Source organism: Claveliimonas monacensis (assembly GCF_014982975.1).
Classification (GTDB): domain Bacteria; phylum Bacillota; class Clostridia; order Lachnospirales; family Lachnospiraceae; genus Claveliimonas; species Claveliimonas monacensis.
The window spans coordinates 81,082-98,949 of the sequence record NZ_JADCKL010000003.1 but is presented as its reverse complement, the minus strand read 5'-3'; the positions used below and the strand labels follow the sequence as shown (position 1 = coordinate 98,949).

Sequence of the window (17,868 nt, the reverse complement as noted above, 5' to 3'; positions counted from 1 at the left end):
AAAAAAAGAAGGGTATTGCTACCCTTCCGTGTGGATGGTTCCCTGGAAACTATCCTTAAAGGTCCACCCCTGGGTCAGATCCGTGCTTGTAAAGACGGCCTTTGTATTGCCGGCCGTCCCCTGCCCCAGGGTCAGTGTAAACACGCCGCCCTCTGCTGTCAGAGAGTCCACTTTGTCCAGAAAGGATACACTGGAAGGAAGGCTCTCCCAGGGGAGGACCAGCTCTGTAAAGGAAGCGCCTCCATCGGTGGTCACTCTGAGAGCCGGATACTGTTCGTCGCCGTTCACTGTCTGGAGGCTGGCCACGCCATGTGATGTGTCCGAAAAAGCCAGTCCGTCCAGCATCATTGCCTCCTCGTACAGCTCTGTGGAAGATGTCCACGTCTCTCCCCCGTCATGGGTCCAGTACACGTAAGTAGCCCCGCCACTCCCCATGGTCCAGTCTGTGCCAAGACCAGCGTACCCGTTTTCACTGTCCAGGAAACGGACGATCCTTCTTGTGCAGAGTCTTGGCATATAGTCTGTAAACGGAATGTCCTGCCAGGTGGCCCCTTTGTCCCGGGACAGGCGAAGAGTGGGCATCTCCCCGTAAAACACAGCGTAGACGCCGTTTCCATCTGCAAAGTAACTGTCCTCAAAAAGACTGCCGCCCCTCTGGTAGGTGTCCGTGGTCTCGCTTACCTGCTGGCTGGAAAGCCCTGTGGAGACCCAGCTTTCTCCCGCATCACCGGTCAGAAGGAGGTCCCCGTTATTGATCCGATAATCCATCTGCATCACGGTCTCCGGGTGTCCGGACAGGGCGGACGTATCTGCCGCCTCACAGTAATATTCCAACCTTTTGCCAGTGACCCCAGTTCCATCCGTAAGGGAGATGACCAGGGCAGAGGAGCCGTCGCTGACACCGCCCTGCCCCTGCTGGTACTCTTCCCATGTCAGCACCGGGAAATCCTGCCCGCCGCTTCCATCTAGAACCGGTGTCCCCGCTTCAAGCTGGATGTCCGGCTGAAATTCCACCTGGAAACGGTCGAAATCAAGAAGGCGGATCTGTGCTTCAAAGGGGATCCTGCGGATCTGCTCATCTATGTATGTGAAATCCGCATTGGGATCGTAGTATGTGGGAAGGGCTGTTTCCTGGTACTCCCTGCAGGAAAGCTCCTGCGCCTCACTGTCGTAGGTATAACCCACATGGGAGATATACTGATCCTGGTCATCGAAGCCTGTCACCGTCAGCGTAAAGTCTGTCACCTCTCCCTTTTCTGTAATGGAAGCTCCCAGATAGGCGATATCCCCATGCTCTGGAAACTCTTCCGTTTCTTTTACCTTATCCAGAATGGCGGCAAGCCCCGCCTGTTCCAGCGTGTTCTCCTTATCCGTCCACCTGCTGAATATAAATGCCGCCAGCGCTGCCATCACAAGGATAGCCGCGGCCATTGCAATGATGACCCTCTTTTTCATGTCTGTTCTCCCCTTTCTGTTATCGTCTGTCCATAGCCTCGCCTATATATCTCCATCCATGATCCGCTCCAGCACGACAGGGGTGGTCTTCTTCATGCTGACCCTGCACAGAGTCAGTGTGCCGCCATCCTCCACCGTGTTCTCCCCGCCCTCCAGGATGCAGTCCGCATTCAGCACAAGGGTCCACTCAGGGCCGTTTTTGGGGAAAACCAGGGAAAGCGTTCCATACTGCATGTATGCATCATATTCGTAGATTTCCACTCCCCGGGGCGTCTCCAGTTCCATCTGTCCGTTGCGCACATCCAGCATGTAGCCGCCTTCCCCCACCCATGTGCCTGCGATGGCATTGGACACATAGTAGTAGGCAGTCCCGTCGCTGCGGTCTCCGTAAGTGGCAACATACTGGTGTACTCCTCCGTCCTCTTCCGACTCATACGTCACGGCGCACACGTCTTTTTCCAGCCACTGGGTCTTTACTTCCCCGGCAACGGTAAAGGGAAAAGTTTCCGCCTGGCGGACAAAAGGTCCCGCGGCCTGCCTGTAAAGCCTGGCAGAGCCATTATCCTCCTGTATTTTTAAAACCATGCAGTCTGAAGGAAAGCCGAGAGAAAAGCTGAGGATCTCTCTTTGTCCATCATCGGTCAAAAGGCCGGCTGCCCCATTGCCTGCGAAGAGGAGCACAGCTCCCAGCACCACCGCCGGTTTTAAGAAAAAGGGGCGCAGCTTTTTCATACAGAGGCCGCCTGCCATCAGAAACAAAAGGGCCGCCCCGTTTACGGCAAAGAACATCCACCTGGCCATATACTCGATCTGATACCCGTCTCTGTTAAGGATGTACCAGATCTGCACACCCAGGCACAGGATACCCAGCACAAGCAGAATGCCCCCGACTCCTTCCAGCACATACCGGGACCGCTCCTTTTTCTCCGGGTGTTCCATGACACCGGAGGCCGTTGTGTACTCCTGCAGAGCCGGCTGCACAGTTTCCGTTTCTGCCGGGCCGCCCTCCAGGATCGCCTCCACCGGCACGTCCAGTACGCGGGCAAGCTCCAGCAGAACGCTGATATCCGGCATCCCCTGGCCGGTCTCCCACTTGGAGACAGCTTTGTTTGTCACACCCAGCCTGTCCGCCAGGTCTTTCTGTGTCATCATCTTCTTTTTTCTGCTGGCTGCAATGTATCTTCCTGTCTTTTCGTGATCCATGCCGTCCTCTCCCTTCACTGTTTTCGTTCTTATCATACCCCGCCGGGGAAAATCTGGCAATATACGCAGGGAAGAGCGGGAGTCCACGCACAGTGGAGCCTCCCGCTCTTCCCTGTTTTTCAGCCCTTCGGTCTTTTTATCTTCTATTCACCGGCCTCCTGTCCGGCCAGCTCTCCGTACCAGGAGAGGGTGGTCTCCTCCTGACGGCTGTTAACGAACACGGTCATGTCGTCAAGCCGTATCTCCAGTATGGGCTCGCAGCCTGTGTACAGGAACATCATGCATCTCCCTGTCTCCTTTCCCCGGAAGTGTCCCACCTGGTACTCCTCTGTGCTGCCTCCGTTCGTCCTTGTAAAATGCTCCTCAGGCATACTGTCCAGGAGCTCCACAGACTGTATCTCATCTCTGCCAAAGGAGCAGTCGTACCCCGCCGCCTCAAAGGTAAAGGTGTCTCCTTCCTGTGTGAATACCACCTCCACGTTGACAAAATCTGACAGGAGCACCGCAGTCCAGACCATTCCGCCCAGGATGACGGCCGCCAGGACTCCCGTGATCACCTTGGCCGCCGGCCGCCCGTAGTTCATGGACATGTTCATGCTGTTGAACCTGTCCTGGACGAGGAGATGCCGGTCGCCCGGATTGTTGTACCAGCCCTTCTTCCAGTACTCGTCGTCGTCAATGTAGCAGGCGGAGGTGTCCGCCTCCAGCACCTCCCGCCGTTTCCCCACGGACATCCCCAGGGGAAGGAGAAGGGCGGCTGCCGCCAGGAATATAAGACCTGTGTAAATGGCATACACAGCTCCCGGAAGGTCCGGGCCGTACCGGTAATAGGCGATGGCCATGAAGATCCAGGAGACGCCGTTTACCCAGGAGGCATATACGAGCCCCTCGGTCCAGGACCGCTTCGTCAGCTGGTTGGCCGCCAGATTGATCTGGCTGTCCTCGCTGTACACCCGGTTGGGGCGGCGCTCCACTCCCACATGCATGGCCAGGAAAAGAAGGCAGAGCCCCACGCCGGTCCCGTAGAGCAGCCAGAAGGGCCAGGCCTCCGGGGCGGCCACCTGGAATTTCCTCTCCGCCGCGTCCACGAAATACACTGTAGCCGCAGTCAGGACAAGGATGGGCAGATGCCATTTCCAGTCGAGGGCCAGCCTCGAAGAAGCCGCCGAAACGGCCGTGTCGACGCGCACGATCTTCCTGCTCCTCTCGTCCATCCATCCGTTCTCCAGCTTCAGCCGGTACATCCGCCTGTGTGGAATGATAATAAGATACTCAAGACCGCACACATACTCCAGCAGCCAGACCATCCACACGATGAGAAAGGCCATGTAATCCAGAAAGCAGACAAAGCATATGAGAAAGCTGGCCGCCAGATTGATCCGGTGGAATAAGGTCCAGCTTTTCCTGTGCTTTTCACAGAGCTCCCGCACCCGGGGATGTTGGATACAGGTGGCCGGAATGTGGACCCCCAGCACCATCCCCTCCCGGTACTCCCACAGGTTTCCGTAGGAATACTGGCAGAGAGGGACAATGATCAGATTACAGACCAGAAAAATAAAAAACATGGCAATGTTCATCCCTTACCCCTCACTTTCCGCCGGGTGCATGCTGGCAAACATAGCCTCGCATATACCCAGGAACTCATCCTTTTCCATTCCCTTCAGGCAGGCCTCCGCCGACAAAAGCTCCAGCTCTGCCTCCAGCTTTTCCCGGAACCTGCCTTCCGCCTGCCCGGCCGGCAGGACCGTGGCTCCCTTACGCCTGTCAATCTCGATAAAGCCCTCCGCCTTCAGGATCTGGTAGGTCTTGTTGACCGTCATAGTGTTGACCCCTGCGTCCCTGGCCATCTGCCGGACCGAAGGCAGCGTCTCCCCGGCCCGCAGCTCTCCTCTGCCTATCCCTGTGACGATCTGGTTTCGGAGCTGCACGTATATGGGCGTATCACTGCTCATATCAAGAGAAATGATCATAAAATCCGTCTCCTCTCCCTGGGATATCTCTGCTTTTGCATTGCGGCAAAAAAGTATTATCTGTATTACTAATCATAATACAGATAATACTTTTTTACAAGCCCTGCTCTCACATTACATTTACCTTACATTTCTGTCATTTTCACAGATTTTTCGACAATCTGTGCTACAATACGGCTCATAAAGGAAATCCATTTTAAGGAGGGCTGCTTTATGAGCTCCTACGTACAGACCATACTGACGGCGGTAATCGCATTCCCCTTTATCGCCTTTTTATTTACCTTCCCCTATATCATTTACAACTACCGGAAATACGGCTCTGTCCTGAGCTTCCGTATTCTGATCGTGTACTCTTTTATCCTGTACCTGCTGTGTGTCTACTTTCTTGTCATCCTGCCCCTGCCTTCCATCGATGAAGTGGCCCGCATGACAGGTCCCAGGATACAGTCTGTTCCTTTTATGTTTATCCGGGACATTTTCCAGGAGTCTGATTTCCGCCTCCGGGATGTCTCCACCTGGATAACCCTCATCAAAAACAAGGCGTTTTTCCAGGTGTTTTTCAACTTCATCATGATCATCCCTTTTGGCATCTATCTGCGGTATTATTTCCGGTGCGGTTTCAGAAGGACCTTTCTTTTCTCCTTCCTTCTGTCTCTGTTCTTTGAGCTGACCCAGCTCACAGGGCTGTACTTTCTCTATCCCAGGGGATACCGGCTTTTCGATGTGGATGACCTGCTGATCAATACCCTCGGCGGTATTGCCGGGTACCTGTGCGCCCCGGCCTTCATGCGGCTTCTGCCATCCCGCGAAAACATGGATAAAGCCAGCATACGCCGGGGAATGGAGGTGTCCCTGCCCCGGCGCGTACTGGCTCTTTGTTTCGATCTGTTCCTTATCTTTCTGGCAGATGCAGCGCTTCGGGCTGCCCTTCCCGACGGCCGCCAGATGCCAGGCAGCCTCTGGCTTATTCCTGCCTTTTTATACTACTCCTTTGTTCCCGCGCTTACAGGCGGGCGCACCGCAGGAAAATGGATCCTGCGCATCCGCATCGGCGCCACAGCAACAGGCAGCAGGCCCCACTGGTACCAGTACCCGCTGCGGTGCGGCAGTCTGCTCCTCTTTCTCTTTGCACTGCCCCGGATCTTCTCCCTGCTTCCGCCTCTGCCGGCCTTTCTGTGTTACACAGTCTGGTTCTTCTTCCTTGCATACACAGGAATCCGCGCTGTCCGGCACCGGGATCTGTTCTATGAACGGCTGTCCGGCACAAGAAATATTTCGTCCCTGGCGGACCAGCCCTGTCGCTCTGAGGAAATTTCCTCTTAATATCAGTTCCCTAAAAAATATCTGTCAGAACAGCGGCTTCAGACACTTCACGATCCGCTCTACCACCTGGACAAATGTCTGTGTATCCACGGACATATTGTTTAAGTAGGCGTGATACGCCCCCTGGATGCAGTAGGAAAGAAGAATATCTTTTTCCGGATCTTTCTGGTACTCCGGATATTTCCGGTAAATCACCTTTTTAAGCTCCCTCTCCATCTGCACTCCCAGGTGGTTCTGCTCCTTTCCCGCAAACAGCACCTTTATGAGGGAGATATTGGACAGGAAGGCAAGGCAGAGGGCCCGCGTGAACACATCCGGATTTTCCGCAGAGTGTCCCTTAAGATCCGGGATGCTGTTTACAATGGAGAGCACCGTCTCCTGCTCCAGTGTCTCCGAGAGCGCATAGATATCGCTGTAGTGGGCGTAAAATGTGGACTTGTTGATACAGGCCAGGGCGCACAGCTCTTTCACTGTAATCTTCTCCAACGGTTTCTGCGCCCGCAGTTCCATAAATGCGTTGCGGATCGCTTTCTCTGTTTTTTCTGTTCTTAAATCCATCTTCCGCCCTCCCGGATTTTCCCTTTTAAGCAACCATTTCGCCAAAGAGTTGTTTTTCCGACGAATCGCGAATATCGTCGGTGGACTCCCTGGCTGCGCTGTGATAATTATAAGATATAAAACAACTCGTGTCTATTATTTACGGAGGTCAGTTATGGATTTTTACGGATTTTATACAGGGAAAATTTTTGATGCGCACGAATACCTGGGCGCCCATGTGCAGGATGACGGAACCACGTTCCGCACCTTTGCCCCTTCCGCTTCCAGAGTCAGTCTCATCGGGGAATTTAGCGGCTGGCAGGAACTCCCCATGGAGAAAGTCCACGACGGAAATTTCTGGGAAGTCCATGTAAAGGACACCCTCCCGGGTATGATGTACAAGTACCGGATCTACGGCGGGGACGGCCGCTGCATAGACCACTGCGATCCTTACGGGTACGGCATGGAACTGCGCCCTGCCACCGCCTCCATCATACGCAGCAGGGACAGCTTTCATTTCCAGGACCAGGCTTGGATGAAAAAGCGTTCCGACTGCCGGGACAAGCCGCTGAACATCTACGAAATCCACTTCGGCTCTTTCCGGAAACCTTCCGATGAACCGGACGCCTGGTACACCTACGATGAGCTGGCAGACCTGCTGATCCCCCATCTTAAGGAAGCCGGGTACAACTATCTGGAGATCATGCCCCTGGCCGAGTATCCCTGCGACGACTCCTGGGGCTACCAGGGAACCGGCTTTTTTTCCCCCACCTCCCGGTACGGCACCATGGATCAGTTCAAATCTTTTATCAATGCCTGCCACCGCAGCGGCATAGGGGTGATCCTGGACTTTGTCCCGATCCATTTCGCGGTAGACGACTATGCGCTTGCACACTATGACGGCACGGCCCTCTACGAGTACCCTCACTCTGCCGTGGGATACAGCGAGTGGGGAAGCTGCAATTTCATGCACTCCCGGGGCGAGGTGCGAAGTTTTCTCCAGTCCGCGGCAGACTACTGGCTTTCTGAGTTCCATATAGACGGCCTGCGCATGGATGCCATCAGCCGGGCCATCTACTGGCAGGGAGATCCGGCCCGGGGCGTCAACGGAAATGCGGTGGACTTCCTGCGAAATATGAACCAGGGGCTGAAAAAAAGATACCCCGATGTCATTCTGGCGGCGGAGGACTCCACCTCCTTCCCGGATATCACACGGCCCGCCGAAGAGGGCGGCCTTGGTTTTGACTACAAGTGGGACATGGGCTGGATGAATGACACGCTGAACTATTTCCGCACAGCCCCCTCTTACCGCACAGCAGAATACCACAAACTCACCTTCTCCATGGCCTATTATTACCAGGAGCGGTATCTCCTGCCTCTCTCTCACGATGAGGTAGTCCACGGAAAAGCCACCATCATGCAGAAAATGTACGGGGATTACGATGGAAAGTTCCCCCAGGCGCGGGCTTTCTATATGTACATGTACGCCCATCCCGGGAAAAAGCTGAACTTCATGGGAAATGAAATCGGTCAGCTAAGGGAGTGGGATGAAAAAAGAGAGCAGGACTGGTGCCTCCTCTCCTATCCGGCCCACGACGGCTTCTTTCACTTCATGGCGGATCTGAACCACTTTTACCTGGAACATTCCTCACTCTGGGAGCAGGACTATGAGGAAGGCGGCTTCCAGTGGCTGGACTGTCACCAGGAGGAGAAATGTATCTATGCCTTTGAGCGCCGCAGCCGCAAAGAGCGCCTTGTGGCCGTCTTTAACTTCTCCGACAAAAAGGTGGATGATTTTGTGCTGAAGGTCCCAGGCGCAGAGGCGCTGATCCCTGTGTTTTCCAGTGATCTGGAAATGTACGGCGGCGCTTCCAGAGAAAAAAGAGCAAAGATCAAAGGGGAGTATCAGCTCTTTCAGATTGATATGTCCCCCTATTCGGCCCTGTATTTTACAGTGAAGTGATTATAGCACAGGCCATTTCCAAAAAAGACAGCGGATGCCGTCCCGTATATCCGGAACCTCATCCGCTGTCTCCTGCCACGAAAGTAAAGTGATTTATAAATTATCTTCCCAGCATTCTGTATGCCACGTTTAAGTTGCCTCCGTTCATCATAAGGAAGCCTCCTGTGATTGTTGCTGCGTTCTCTGCAAAATATCTCTTAATTCTCTCCATGATTGTCATACCTCCATTATCTGTTATTACCATATTTCCATTCAATGCAGTTGTTTTCATAAGTCATACACTCCTTTCAACTGTTATTGATGTTGTTTCCTCTTTACGTGTATTATCATACTGCTCTTTTCCGGTAAGAAACAGATATCTTTTTGACATATTTTAAGTCGATATTGATTTATTCTGTTTTTTCTGCTATTCTATTCTGCAACAGAAAAAGGAGGATGATACAGATGGCGCAGCCCTATTATGAGACATTTCAGAATATAGGTAATTCAGGGATAAACGTGGCTTTCTACACAACCCCCGGCGGCTACCGGCCGCTCCACTGGCACGAGGAGCTGGAGATCCTGTATCCTTTGAACGGACTCTCCGAGATCACTGTGGAAGGCACAAAGTACTCTCTCCCAAAAAAGCAGCTTATGGCAGTGGAGTCCATGCAGGTGCACAGTACCTTCTGCTATGACCAGACTTCCATGTTCCTGTGCATCCACATTGCCCGGAAGCATTTCCAGGACTGTATGCCGGACATTGAAGACCATCACATCCTGTGCAGGCCGGATCTGATCAGCGTTGAGAAGTTCCCCGCCTACCTGGAGATCTGCCAGCTCCTTGAAAATATGACCCGGCTCTACATCCAGGATGCCACTGCTTTCTATCTGGAGGCGGAGGGCCTTACCCTGCAGGTGCTGGCCCGCCTTATACGGGACTTTTCCACCAGCGTGCTGCCCCCGGACAAAAAAAGCGACCGTCTCACGGCCAACCGTCTGCGGGATATCATCTCCTATGTGGAAGAACATTACCAGGAGCCTGTCTCGCTCCAGGATGCCGCCGATCTGGCAGGCCTTGGAAAGGAGGCCTTCTGCCGTTTTTTCAAAAAGAATATCGGCATGTCCTTCCTCCGGTATCTGAATGAAGTCCGGGTAACGCATATATACCATGATCTGGTAAACACGGAGGATCCTGTTTCTTACATCATGGAGAGAAATGGATTTACAAATCAGAAACTTTTTAACCGCACTTTCAAAGAGCTCTACGGCACGACACCGTCGGCGGTGCGGAAGGGAAAATAAAAGGGACTACTCAGATACGATGCAGTCCCTTAACTTTCATACTGTTATTCTGTCACAAAAGCTGCTGCCACGTCAGCATCTTTTGCTCCGTTTTCGATAATGTACAGCTCAGACACATCAAAACCTGCGTCCTTAAGAACAGAGATACCTGTCTTTGCACAGTTGTTTCCGCTGTAGCACAGAAGGTATACCGGTTTCTCCGGATCCATGTCAGATGTAGCCATCTCATAGAGTGCTGTCTGGGCATCTGTGCTCTCCACATCCTTCAGGTTACACTGAAGAGATCCCTCCAGGTGTCCCTGTGCATATGTATCGTCGTCACGCACATCCAGAATCTGGATATCCTCATTGCCTACGGCCTCCACAGCCTCAGCGCCGGATACATACTGCCACTCGATATTCTCCTCTGTACGGTTTGTAGTGAGGGCGCCGTCCTCCTCAGCCAGTGCCTTTGCGCCGCCTTCTACTGTATAGATACGGGAAGCATCGATACCTGCATCCTGAAGAACGCCTGTGGCTTTCTGAGCACCTTTCTGTCCGCTGTTGCAGATGAGATAGATATCTTTATCATCATCCAGGTTCTCCTCTGCATATGTTGTCATAGTCTCTACAAGAGAGTCATCCTCCAGAGGGAAGATCGGACACCACTCAGAGTTTACCACTCTTCCGCTTACATAATTGGCCCACTCACGGACATCCAGCACATGTGTATCTCCGGCTTTCGCTGCCGCTACAGCGTCCGCTGCGGATACATACTGATATTCTCCATCTGTACTCTCACTGCTGTCTGAAGAGGAGTCCGTGCTTTCCGTTGTCTCTGCACTTGTGTCTTCTGTCTCGCCTGAACCACATGCTGTCATCATTGTCGCCGCCATGGCTGCTGCCATCAGAACGGCTGCTACTCTTCTTTTCATAAAACCTTTTATCCTCCTTGTCGTATGGTGTATTACAATTATAAAATCTCTTTTCTGTCTATTCAAGCGAATTGTCAGAATTGTATATAGATTTATGACATATATTTATAGAAACATTCTATAAATTTTCCCTGCCGTCCACTGCTACCTTTCTATAAATTTTCGGATCTTTTCCAGAAATCCCTCCTCCAGATAGGCCTCCAGCTTCCGCCAGGTGGACTCGTTTACCAGCTCCCGTCCCGGCTGCTGGTACTCCACCCAGGCCATGGCGCACCAGGTAATGCCCCGCAGGCAGGTGACGGTCATGTAGACGCTTACTCTCTCCCACAATTCGTCCACGTCAAATCTTCCATCCACAGCCTCTGTATACTTCTGTATAAAAGCCCGCATCTGCGTCTCGTCCAGTATGACATCCGTCTTCCAGAACGTGGTGGTGGGCGCAAGGAAATGTCCCAAATCCTGGGCCGGTTCACCGCAGAGAGGTTTTTCCCAGTCTATAAGATAATCCTTCCCGCCGTCCCCGTTTATCAGGAAGTTGGTGGAATTCAGTTCCGTATTAATGCAGCACTGGTATGAGGCCGGGGACAGGCTGTCCGCTTCCCGCCACACAAGATCCAGAAGTCTGCGTATCATGGCTTTCTTATCCAGCTCCCCAAGCGGGCTGTCCATATAGGTGCGGACCATCTGCTCACACTCTTCCAGGATGGCACGCACCGGGTTTTCCGGCGTGATCAGATGGTGGGCTGCCGAAAGAGGCACGCTGTGAATATCCGCCAGACAGGCGGCCGCCCGGAAAAGCTCTGTCCCATAATCCAGGGCATGACCCGGCAGATACTCCATGACCATGATGCCATTGGGCATGTAGGCGCGGCTGTCATCCACATAGAGAGGCCGGGGTGTTCTACCGGATATTTCCAGTATTTTCAGCGCGTTGTACTCGTATTCAATCTGATGTTCCAGATGCATCTGACTGCCGAAATTAATCCTGAGAACAAGTCTCTCCCCTGTCACCGGGTGGGTGAACACGTAATTTCTGTTGTACTCACCCTGCGCCAGAAGCGTGTATTCTTCCTGCACTTCTGCCGGAAGTCCAAGGGCTCTTCTGTAACCTTCCGTCTCAACATAGACCCTCAGCCCCTCTGTCATATCCAGATCCTTATTCCTGTCTGTCATATCCTTTTGTCTCCTTTGTGCCGCACTCTTCCTTATCTGCTCCGGTTGTCATCTCACATCCCGGTACATCTGCGCGATCTTCTCTATATCCATCCCGTCCCGGTACATCTTCCGGAGACGGTTCATCTTCCACATCACCTTAAGTTTCGGGATCGTCCCCGGCGGAAACCTGCGGTCCGATGTATAGATTCGCCTGTCTGCCATACCCAGCTTCACATCCATCTCCTTCAGAGTCAGGGATAACTGGTAATCCTCCATCAGAGGGATCTCCGGAAACATGCCTGCCTCAAAGAACAGCTCCCGATCCAGAAAGATCCCCTGATCCCCGAACATGACTTTCCGGTCCCGGATCCTGTGATTGGAGATCACCCGGCAGGTGAACATGAAGAAATTCTTTGAGTGAAAGGCAATCCCGAAACAGCCCGCCCTGTGATCACGCATCACTCTGCGTATCCTCTCCAGGGGATGAGCCGGAAGCTCGCTGTCGCAGTGCAGGAAAAAAAGAATGTCTCCGCTGCTGCGGGCAGCCCCTTCATTCATCTGCCAGGCACGCCCTTTCCGGGAGCGGATGACCCGGAAGGCAGGCGAAATCTTCGCCAGCGTATCGTCCGTGCTTCCCCCGTCCACGAAAAGGATCTCGCACCTGTCCTTCAAGGGAAGAAGCTGTCTCTGCATCTTTTCGATGGTACAGCTCTCGTTGTAAACAGGAATGATGATGGAGATCCGGCTGATGCGGGCCAGGTAACGACCTGTAAAGCTTTCCTTCAGCCTTCTGTCCTGGGTCATCCTTCTTCTGTATCCCCGTAGGTCCTCCGGGGTGTCCATGTCAGACAGCATGTCTGTAAAACCCACTGCAAAGCCTTTTTCTTCCAGTTCCGCCAGTGTCTCCTCCAGCACTTTTCCGTGGCCGTACGCATTCAGAGAAAAGGCCTCCTTTAAAGGATGTTTCATCCCCACAAGGTAGTAGCCTCCGTCCTCAGTCCTGCCAAACACCACATCATTCTTTTCCAAAACTTCAAAAGCTTTTTCCAAGCTTTCCCTGCGCAGCTCAGGCACATCCGTTCCCACAAGAAGGCAGGAACCGTATCCTCTGCCAAGCACGTCTGCCAGAGCTGTATACATCCGCTCTCCCAGGCCGCCGTCAGTCTGCGGAAACCATCCTGCCGCCTTCCCTATGATTTTTTCCAGCTTTCTTTTTCCAGCTTCCGGCGTATAGCAGACGAAAATATCCGCCCCGCAGCCCCGGCACTGTCCGGCAATATCCTTCAAAAAACAGGTATGCAGCCGGGCACACTGCTCCGGGGAGAAATGAGGCATCATCCGGGTCTTGGTCTGTCCGGGAACCGGCACTCTTGTAAATATAATCACTGCTCTTTTCATGATTATAAAATCTTCTCCAGTATCTCAATCGTATCTTCCACTACTCCGGGGCAGAAGTCGAACATCAGCCCTTTTTCCAGAACTTTATCCATCTCTCCTGGCTTTGAAATATCGTGTCCCAGAAGTTCCCGGCACATGCAGGATGGATACTTCTGCGCGAAAAGCTGTTTGAATTCCGCAGTCTTTGCCGCCATGGCATTTTTCTGCTCCTGATCATTCTCCCGGCTGTGTCCGTAGACCATACCGATCACCATCAGTGCGCCCGTCACGGCTCCGCAGGTCTCCCCGCACATCATGCCGCCTCCGAAACAGGAGGACACTTTTCTCGCCTGCTCTTGTGTGAGCTGCATCCTGTCTGCAAATGTTCCTGTCACCACCTGGGAACAGTCGATTCCCTGCATAAAAAGATTTTTGATCTCTTCGTTTGTCATTCGCTTCTCCTTTCCCGCTCTATTCTGTGGCTCCCCCACAGCTTGAGCCCTGTCCTGCCGTGCATCCGTAGCAATGATTTGCAAGGCAGATTTTCCTTTTTCTACAGGATTTTCCCACCATGTCAAAGATGGTCTCCCCTGTCAGAACCGGCAGCTCCGCCGCCTGGTTAAAGTCACAGTCATAGACCTGTCCATCATAGCCTACTGAAAGCTGATGCCGGCACATAAGCCCTGGAAGAGTGGCTTCGTTAAATGCATCTGAAAGCTTCTTCATATAGCTCTCCAGATTTCCGCTGCGCTTTAAAAACGCCTCGAAACGTCCCATGGGGTTATTTGTGATCGTAAAAAGGCTGTTAAACACAATGCCGTAGTCTTCCCACAGCTTTACCTTATACTCTTTTTCCATGGCGTCCTGGACGGGCGGAAAATATGCCCCTGCCGGATTGTACACCATATTGAGCACCAGATCCTTCTCCCTTCCGTATCCCAGTTCATTGAGCCTGCGTATCACCCGGATGGCCGTCTCAAACGTTCCTTCTCCTCTCACCCTGTTCATCTCCTTTGCCCGGTAGTAGGGAAGCGAACAGACAATCTCCACTTTGTGATCTGCATAAAACTCCGGCAGATGCCTGTATGTTTCTTCCTCCAGAATAACGAGATTTGTGCGGACGATCACATGGCTTACTGTCCTGCAGGCCTCTTCCACAAGCCATTCAAAATCCGGATTCATCTCCGGCGCTCCACCGGTAATGTCAATGGTGGGGATCTTCTGCTCCCTGCACACGGCAAGGCAGGCCTCCATGACTTTCCGGTCCATGATCTCTGTCCTACCCGGGCCAGCCTCCACATGGCAGTGTTTGCAGGCAAGATTGCAGAGTCTGCCTACATTGATCTGCATAACTTCCATCTTATCTGCTGTGTACCTATATTCTTCCCCTGTGATCCGATCCTGAAAGTCCGGGATGTTTTTTAATTCTTTTAAATCTTCTAGCGCCTGACTCATATGCTTACAGCTCCAATTTTTTTACAATATTTTTCATCTGTACACCGTGTACCAGCGTGGCTCCCCCGCGGATCGCAGCAGCCACATGCACCGCCTCTGTCATCTGCTCCTCGCTGACGCCTTTGTTCAGACAGTCGTTTGTATAGGAATCAATACAGTAAGGGCATTGAACCGCATGGGCCACCGCCAGCGCAATGAGGGACTTCTCCCTGGCTGTCAGGGCTCCCTCCGCAAAAACAGCTCCGTAGTAGTCAAAGAACTTCTCTGCAAGAGCAGGCGCCTCCTCACCTATTGTCCCGAATTTTTCCAGATCTTCCGGATTGTAGTAAGTTTCCATTATTCGTTTCCTCCTTTCTGCTTTCCCTGCCTGTCCATATAAATCTTCCGCAGCATCACGATAAGCGCTGATAAGGCGAACAGGATGAGAAGCCCTGTCATGAGGAGCTGGGCGCCCCCTGTCAGCATACCGCCCACATAGGAATAAACAATCGTGGCCGGCAGCTGTCCGATACCTGTAGCGATAAAAAAGGACTTAAAAGACATAGATGTCAGTCCTGCCGCGTAGCTTACGATATCAAATGACACAAAAGGTAGAAGACGGCAGATCAGAATCGTGTTTCTTCCGTATTTTTCAAAAAATGTATCGATCTGGGCGATTCCCGCCTTGCTTGTCAGTCCCTCCGCCACATCTCTTCCCAGGATCCGGGCAATGAAAAAGCAGACAGCCGCCCCTGCCATGGCGCTACTCCAGGAGAGAATGGCTCCCTGCCACCATCCAAACAGGTTGGCGTTTGCAAGAGTGAGAAGGAAAGCCGGCAGCGGCGCTGCCACAGACTGAAAGATCATAAGCATGAAGGACACAAGCGCTGCCCAGGCCCCGTAGGATGCCACGAAATTTCTCACCACATCAAAATCACCGCTGGCAAACATGCCGAACACCCGGTTCATGCTGCTTTTCACAGGCGGTACAAGGAAATAGACTGCCGCACAGACGAGGACAATCACAAGAATGATCACTTTTTTTACCCAGTTTTTCTGTTTCATCTTCTTTTCTCCCTCCAGTATGCTGACTTTACTCTGTTGAGAAGAGACCGCTTCACATCCGGTGTCTCCTCCCGTCCCAGTATGCTGACAAGCAGATGCTGTGCCTTATACCCTTTTCTCGTAAATGCTCCGCTGCAGGATGCGCAGTAGGTACAGACTATCTGCCCTTTATCCATCGGTTCCGTCATGGACGCTGCCAGATCCGGCTCTTTCACACTGCCGCATCCGCCCAGGCCGCAGCACTGGACATTCTCTTCCAGGCACGGCTCCTGCTCCAGAAAAGGCCGTATCTTCCCCAGCAGTTCCCTGTCTTTCCGGTCCGGGCAGGGTGGGAAGACCTGCAGTCTGCCAGGGACTTTCTGTCCAAGCCCCAGCTCCTCCAGTTTCGTGTATATATCGGTCACCCTTACGCCAAGACGGCCCTTTAAGAAGTGATAGCAGTTAGGGCAGAGCATCACTAGCTCTTCCGGTCCCATCTCCTCCAGCCGCCGGTTCATGTCAGACAGGATCTTTTCTTCCGCATCCTTCATTCCCAGCTCCGCCACCGGCTTCCCGCAGCAGTCAAAAACTGTACCCATACCAGCCTTCTCCCACAGCAGTTTCGCCAGATATCTGGTCGTCTCCGGGTAGAAGGAAGGGAAATTACATCCGGTAAACAGCACACTTCTTCCGGTCCCATTCCTGTAGTTCCGGAAGCGGTAATCCTTCTTCTCCCACAGCAGCATGCCATATCCTTTCTCCGACGGTTTCCCGCCGTTTCGGGCCGCTGCCTGCCTTCTCATCTCCAGGATCACGCCCCGCCCGTCAATCCCTTTCGGACAGACCCGGGAACATTTCCCACAGAGAAAGCAGTGCATAGCAAGCTTCTGAAGCTTTTCCGTATCTCCTATATCTATCCCATACCTGTCAAGAAAAACGCAGTTCTTCTGACACAGATGGCAGTGCACGCAGGCAGATGGATCCGCTGTCTTCTTATTCTGATTCATCCGGCTCCTCCTGTATATACTTTTTCTTTAAAATGATCCCGGCAAAAACAACCACCACCGCTATGGCCAGGGCAACCCCTATGTACAGCATCCTGTTTTCTGCATCCGCAAGTCCCGCCGTGCCGATGGTATACATGGCCGTCCCGGGGATCATGAACACAAAGGAGCCCACCGTGTAGGTGACAAAGCTGATGTCCGTCACCCCATAGGCAAAATTCTGCAGATTGTAGGGAAAGAGAGGGACAAGCCTGGTGATCATCAGCACGAAAAGCTGATTTTTTCCTGACTCATCAAACAGCCACTTTTTCAGATATTTATTCTTCATGGCCGCCGGCCTTATGCTGTCCCTGAGGAAGAATCTTCCCGCCAGGAATGCCAGCACCGCTCCTGCCGTGGCGGAAACTGTACACAGCACCGTCCCAAGGACCGGGCCGAAGATCAGCCCTGCCAGTATGGCAAAGGTGACGCCCGGCAGCGCCAGGACAACGCTCCCTATGATGGTTACCGCCATGTAGATGGCAATGGCTCCGGGCAGGTTATCCTGTATCATATTTTTAAGAAAGGCCAGGTTGTCCGTATCTCCCAGGTAGGAAGACCATCCGAATATATGGTTCAGAACAAGGATCACTGCAACCAGACCGATAAAGATCCAAAGTTTTTTATTTTTCACCCTTTGCTCCCTCTGTCTGTCCTTTTGCCGTCAGAACGGCAATGGCTGTCTTGATGACCTGCACCGCTGCCGCCAGCAGGAACAGGATGCTGATAAAATAATAGTCCGTCATTGTCTCCGTGGAACTTCCAAGGGTATATCCGGCGTACAGCGCTGTCAGAACGATCATACAGATGTTCATGGCGTATACGAGGCGGGAGGTCTCCTTTCTCTTTTTCAGAAAAAACAGAAGCACCAGAACCGTCAGCACAGCCACCACTGCCACGCATCCTGTCTTCAGTGGGCCCATAGGATAGTCCCTCTCCCATGTCATGTTCTTGAAATTCAGATATCTGACCATTCCAAGCTTGCGTCTTGTAAAATAATGTATGATATAGGCGCCGGCAAGAGCTGCGATTTCCAGAACAAGCGCCAGAATATATCCGATTTTTTTCATGATTTCCTCCGTGCAGTCTTTGTACAGGGCTGCTCTGCAATCCACCCCATGTTATAAAAAGCGCTGCCGCGGTAAAACGGCAACGCCTTATTGATT

At 52.6% G+C, this 17,868-nt stretch carries 19 protein-coding genes; 3 read left to right on the top strand and 16 right to left on the bottom strand.

Going from position 1 to position 17,868, the window contains the following annotated elements:
* Positions 1-18: 18 nt before the first annotated feature.
* The 4 genes from INF30_RS06090 to INF30_RS06075 all read right to left on the bottom strand — a co-directional run bounded on the left by INF30_RS06090 (position 19) and on the right by INF30_RS06075 (position 4,628).
* Complete coding sequence (locus tag INF30_RS06090; protein WP_226394561.1) at positions 19-1,455, bottom strand: WD40/YVTN/BNR-like repeat-containing protein; 1,437 nt, start codon at positions 1,453-1,455, stop codon at positions 19-21.
* A gap of 42 nt (positions 1,456-1,497) precedes the next feature.
* The gene (locus tag INF30_RS06085; RefSeq protein ID WP_226394560.1) at positions 1,498-2,658 is read right to left on the bottom strand and encodes a helix-turn-helix domain-containing protein; all 1,161 of its coding nucleotides are present in this window, start codon (positions 2,656-2,658) and stop codon (positions 1,498-1,500) included.
* Positions 2,659-2,801: 143 nt separating this feature from the next.
* Positions 2,802-4,223 carry a hypothetical protein gene (locus INF30_RS06080; RefSeq protein ID WP_226394559.1) on the bottom strand — a complete coding sequence of 474 codons (1,422 nt, stop codon included), beginning with the start codon at positions 4,221-4,223 and terminating at the stop codon, positions 2,802-2,804.
* Between the two features lie 15 nt (positions 4,224-4,238).
* Entirely contained in the window at positions 4,239-4,628 is a 390-nt protein-coding gene (locus INF30_RS06075; protein ID WP_226394558.1) for a GntR family transcriptional regulator, read from the bottom strand.
* A gap of 213 nt (positions 4,629-4,841) precedes the next feature.
* Between INF30_RS06075 and INF30_RS06070 the strand changes: the two genes are divergently transcribed.
* Positions 4,842-5,951: a VanZ family protein gene (locus tag INF30_RS06070; RefSeq protein WP_226394557.1), complete on the top strand. Its 1,110-nt coding sequence runs from the start codon at positions 4,842-4,844 to the stop codon at positions 5,949-5,951.
* Between the two features lie 24 nt (positions 5,952-5,975).
* On the opposite strand, the gene INF30_RS06065 is transcribed toward INF30_RS06070, so the two are convergent.
* Positions 5,976-6,509: a TetR/AcrR family transcriptional regulator gene (locus INF30_RS06065; protein ID WP_087174054.1), complete on the bottom strand. Its 534-nt coding sequence runs from the start codon at positions 6,507-6,509 to the stop codon at positions 5,976-5,978.
* A gap of 154 nt (positions 6,510-6,663) precedes the next feature.
* Between INF30_RS06065 and glgB the strand changes: the two genes are divergently transcribed.
* Positions 6,664-8,451 (top strand): 1,4-alpha-glucan branching protein GlgB, encoded by a 1,788-nt coding sequence (glgB, locus tag INF30_RS06060; protein WP_226394556.1) that lies wholly within the window; start codon positions 6,664-6,666, stop codon positions 8,449-8,451.
* A gap of 100 nt (positions 8,452-8,551) precedes the next feature.
* Here the strand turns inward: glgB and INF30_RS06055 are convergent, their stop codons facing one another.
* Positions 8,552-8,722 (bottom strand): hypothetical protein, encoded by a 171-nt coding sequence (locus tag INF30_RS06055; RefSeq protein WP_164488605.1) that lies wholly within the window; start codon positions 8,720-8,722, stop codon positions 8,552-8,554.
* Between the two features lie 173 nt (positions 8,723-8,895).
* On the opposite strand from INF30_RS06055, the gene INF30_RS06050 reads away from it, so the two are divergent.
* Complete coding sequence (locus tag INF30_RS06050; RefSeq protein WP_226394555.1) at positions 8,896-9,735, top strand: AraC family transcriptional regulator; 840 nt, start codon at positions 8,896-8,898, stop codon at positions 9,733-9,735.
* A 44-nt stretch (positions 9,736-9,779) separates the two neighbouring features.
* On the opposite strand, the gene INF30_RS06045 is transcribed toward INF30_RS06050, so the two are convergent.
* The 10 genes from INF30_RS06045 to INF30_RS06000 form a co-directional block, all read right to left on the bottom strand.
* The gene (locus INF30_RS06045) at positions 9,780-10,649 is read right to left on the bottom strand and encodes a rhodanese-like domain-containing protein (protein ID WP_226394554.1); all 870 of its coding nucleotides are present in this window, start codon (positions 10,647-10,649) and stop codon (positions 9,780-9,782) included.
* A 144-nt stretch (positions 10,650-10,793) separates the two neighbouring features.
* Positions 10,794-11,801, bottom strand: a complete 1,008-nt coding sequence (locus tag INF30_RS06040) for a phosphotransferase family protein (RefSeq protein ID WP_226394681.1) — start codon at positions 11,799-11,801, stop codon at positions 10,794-10,796.
* A 69-nt stretch (positions 11,802-11,870) separates the two neighbouring features.
* Positions 11,871-13,202, bottom strand: a complete 1,332-nt coding sequence (locus tag INF30_RS06035; RefSeq protein WP_226394553.1) for a TIGR04283 family arsenosugar biosynthesis glycosyltransferase — start codon at positions 13,200-13,202, stop codon at positions 11,871-11,873.
* 2 nt (positions 13,203-13,204) lie between these two features.
* Complete coding sequence (locus INF30_RS06030) at positions 13,205-13,633, bottom strand: C-GCAxxG-C-C family protein (protein ID WP_226394552.1); 429 nt, start codon at positions 13,631-13,633, stop codon at positions 13,205-13,207.
* Positions 13,634-13,652: 19 nt separating this feature from the next.
* Positions 13,653-14,636, bottom strand: coding sequence for an arsenosugar biosynthesis radical SAM (seleno)protein ArsS (gene arsS, locus INF30_RS06025; protein WP_226394551.1), 984 nt, complete (start codon positions 14,634-14,636; stop codon positions 13,653-13,655).
* A 4-nt stretch (positions 14,637-14,640) separates the two neighbouring features.
* The gene (locus INF30_RS06020; protein ID WP_076776665.1) at positions 14,641-14,973 is read right to left on the bottom strand and encodes an arsenosugar biosynthesis-associated peroxidase-like protein; all 333 of its coding nucleotides are present in this window, start codon (positions 14,971-14,973) and stop codon (positions 14,641-14,643) included.
* Positions 14,973-15,680, bottom strand: a complete 708-nt coding sequence (locus INF30_RS06015) for a TVP38/TMEM64 family protein (RefSeq protein WP_226394550.1) — start codon at positions 15,678-15,680, stop codon at positions 14,973-14,975. The genes INF30_RS06020 and INF30_RS06015 overlap by 1 nt, the downstream gene beginning before the upstream one ends.
* Positions 15,677-16,666 carry a (Fe-S)-binding protein gene (locus INF30_RS06010; RefSeq protein WP_226394549.1) on the bottom strand — a complete coding sequence of 330 codons (990 nt, stop codon included), beginning with the start codon at positions 16,664-16,666 and terminating at the stop codon, positions 15,677-15,679. Before INF30_RS06010 ends, INF30_RS06015 begins: the two co-directional genes overlap by 4 nt.
* Entirely contained in the window at positions 16,653-17,336 is a 684-nt protein-coding gene (locus tag INF30_RS06005; protein WP_076776662.1) for a TVP38/TMEM64 family protein, read from the bottom strand. Before INF30_RS06005 ends, INF30_RS06010 begins: the two co-directional genes overlap by 14 nt.
* Positions 17,326-17,772, bottom strand: a complete 447-nt coding sequence (locus INF30_RS06000; protein ID WP_226394548.1) for a hypothetical protein — start codon at positions 17,770-17,772, stop codon at positions 17,326-17,328. Before INF30_RS06000 ends, INF30_RS06005 begins: the two co-directional genes overlap by 11 nt.
* Positions 17,773-17,868 lie beyond the last annotated feature (96 nt).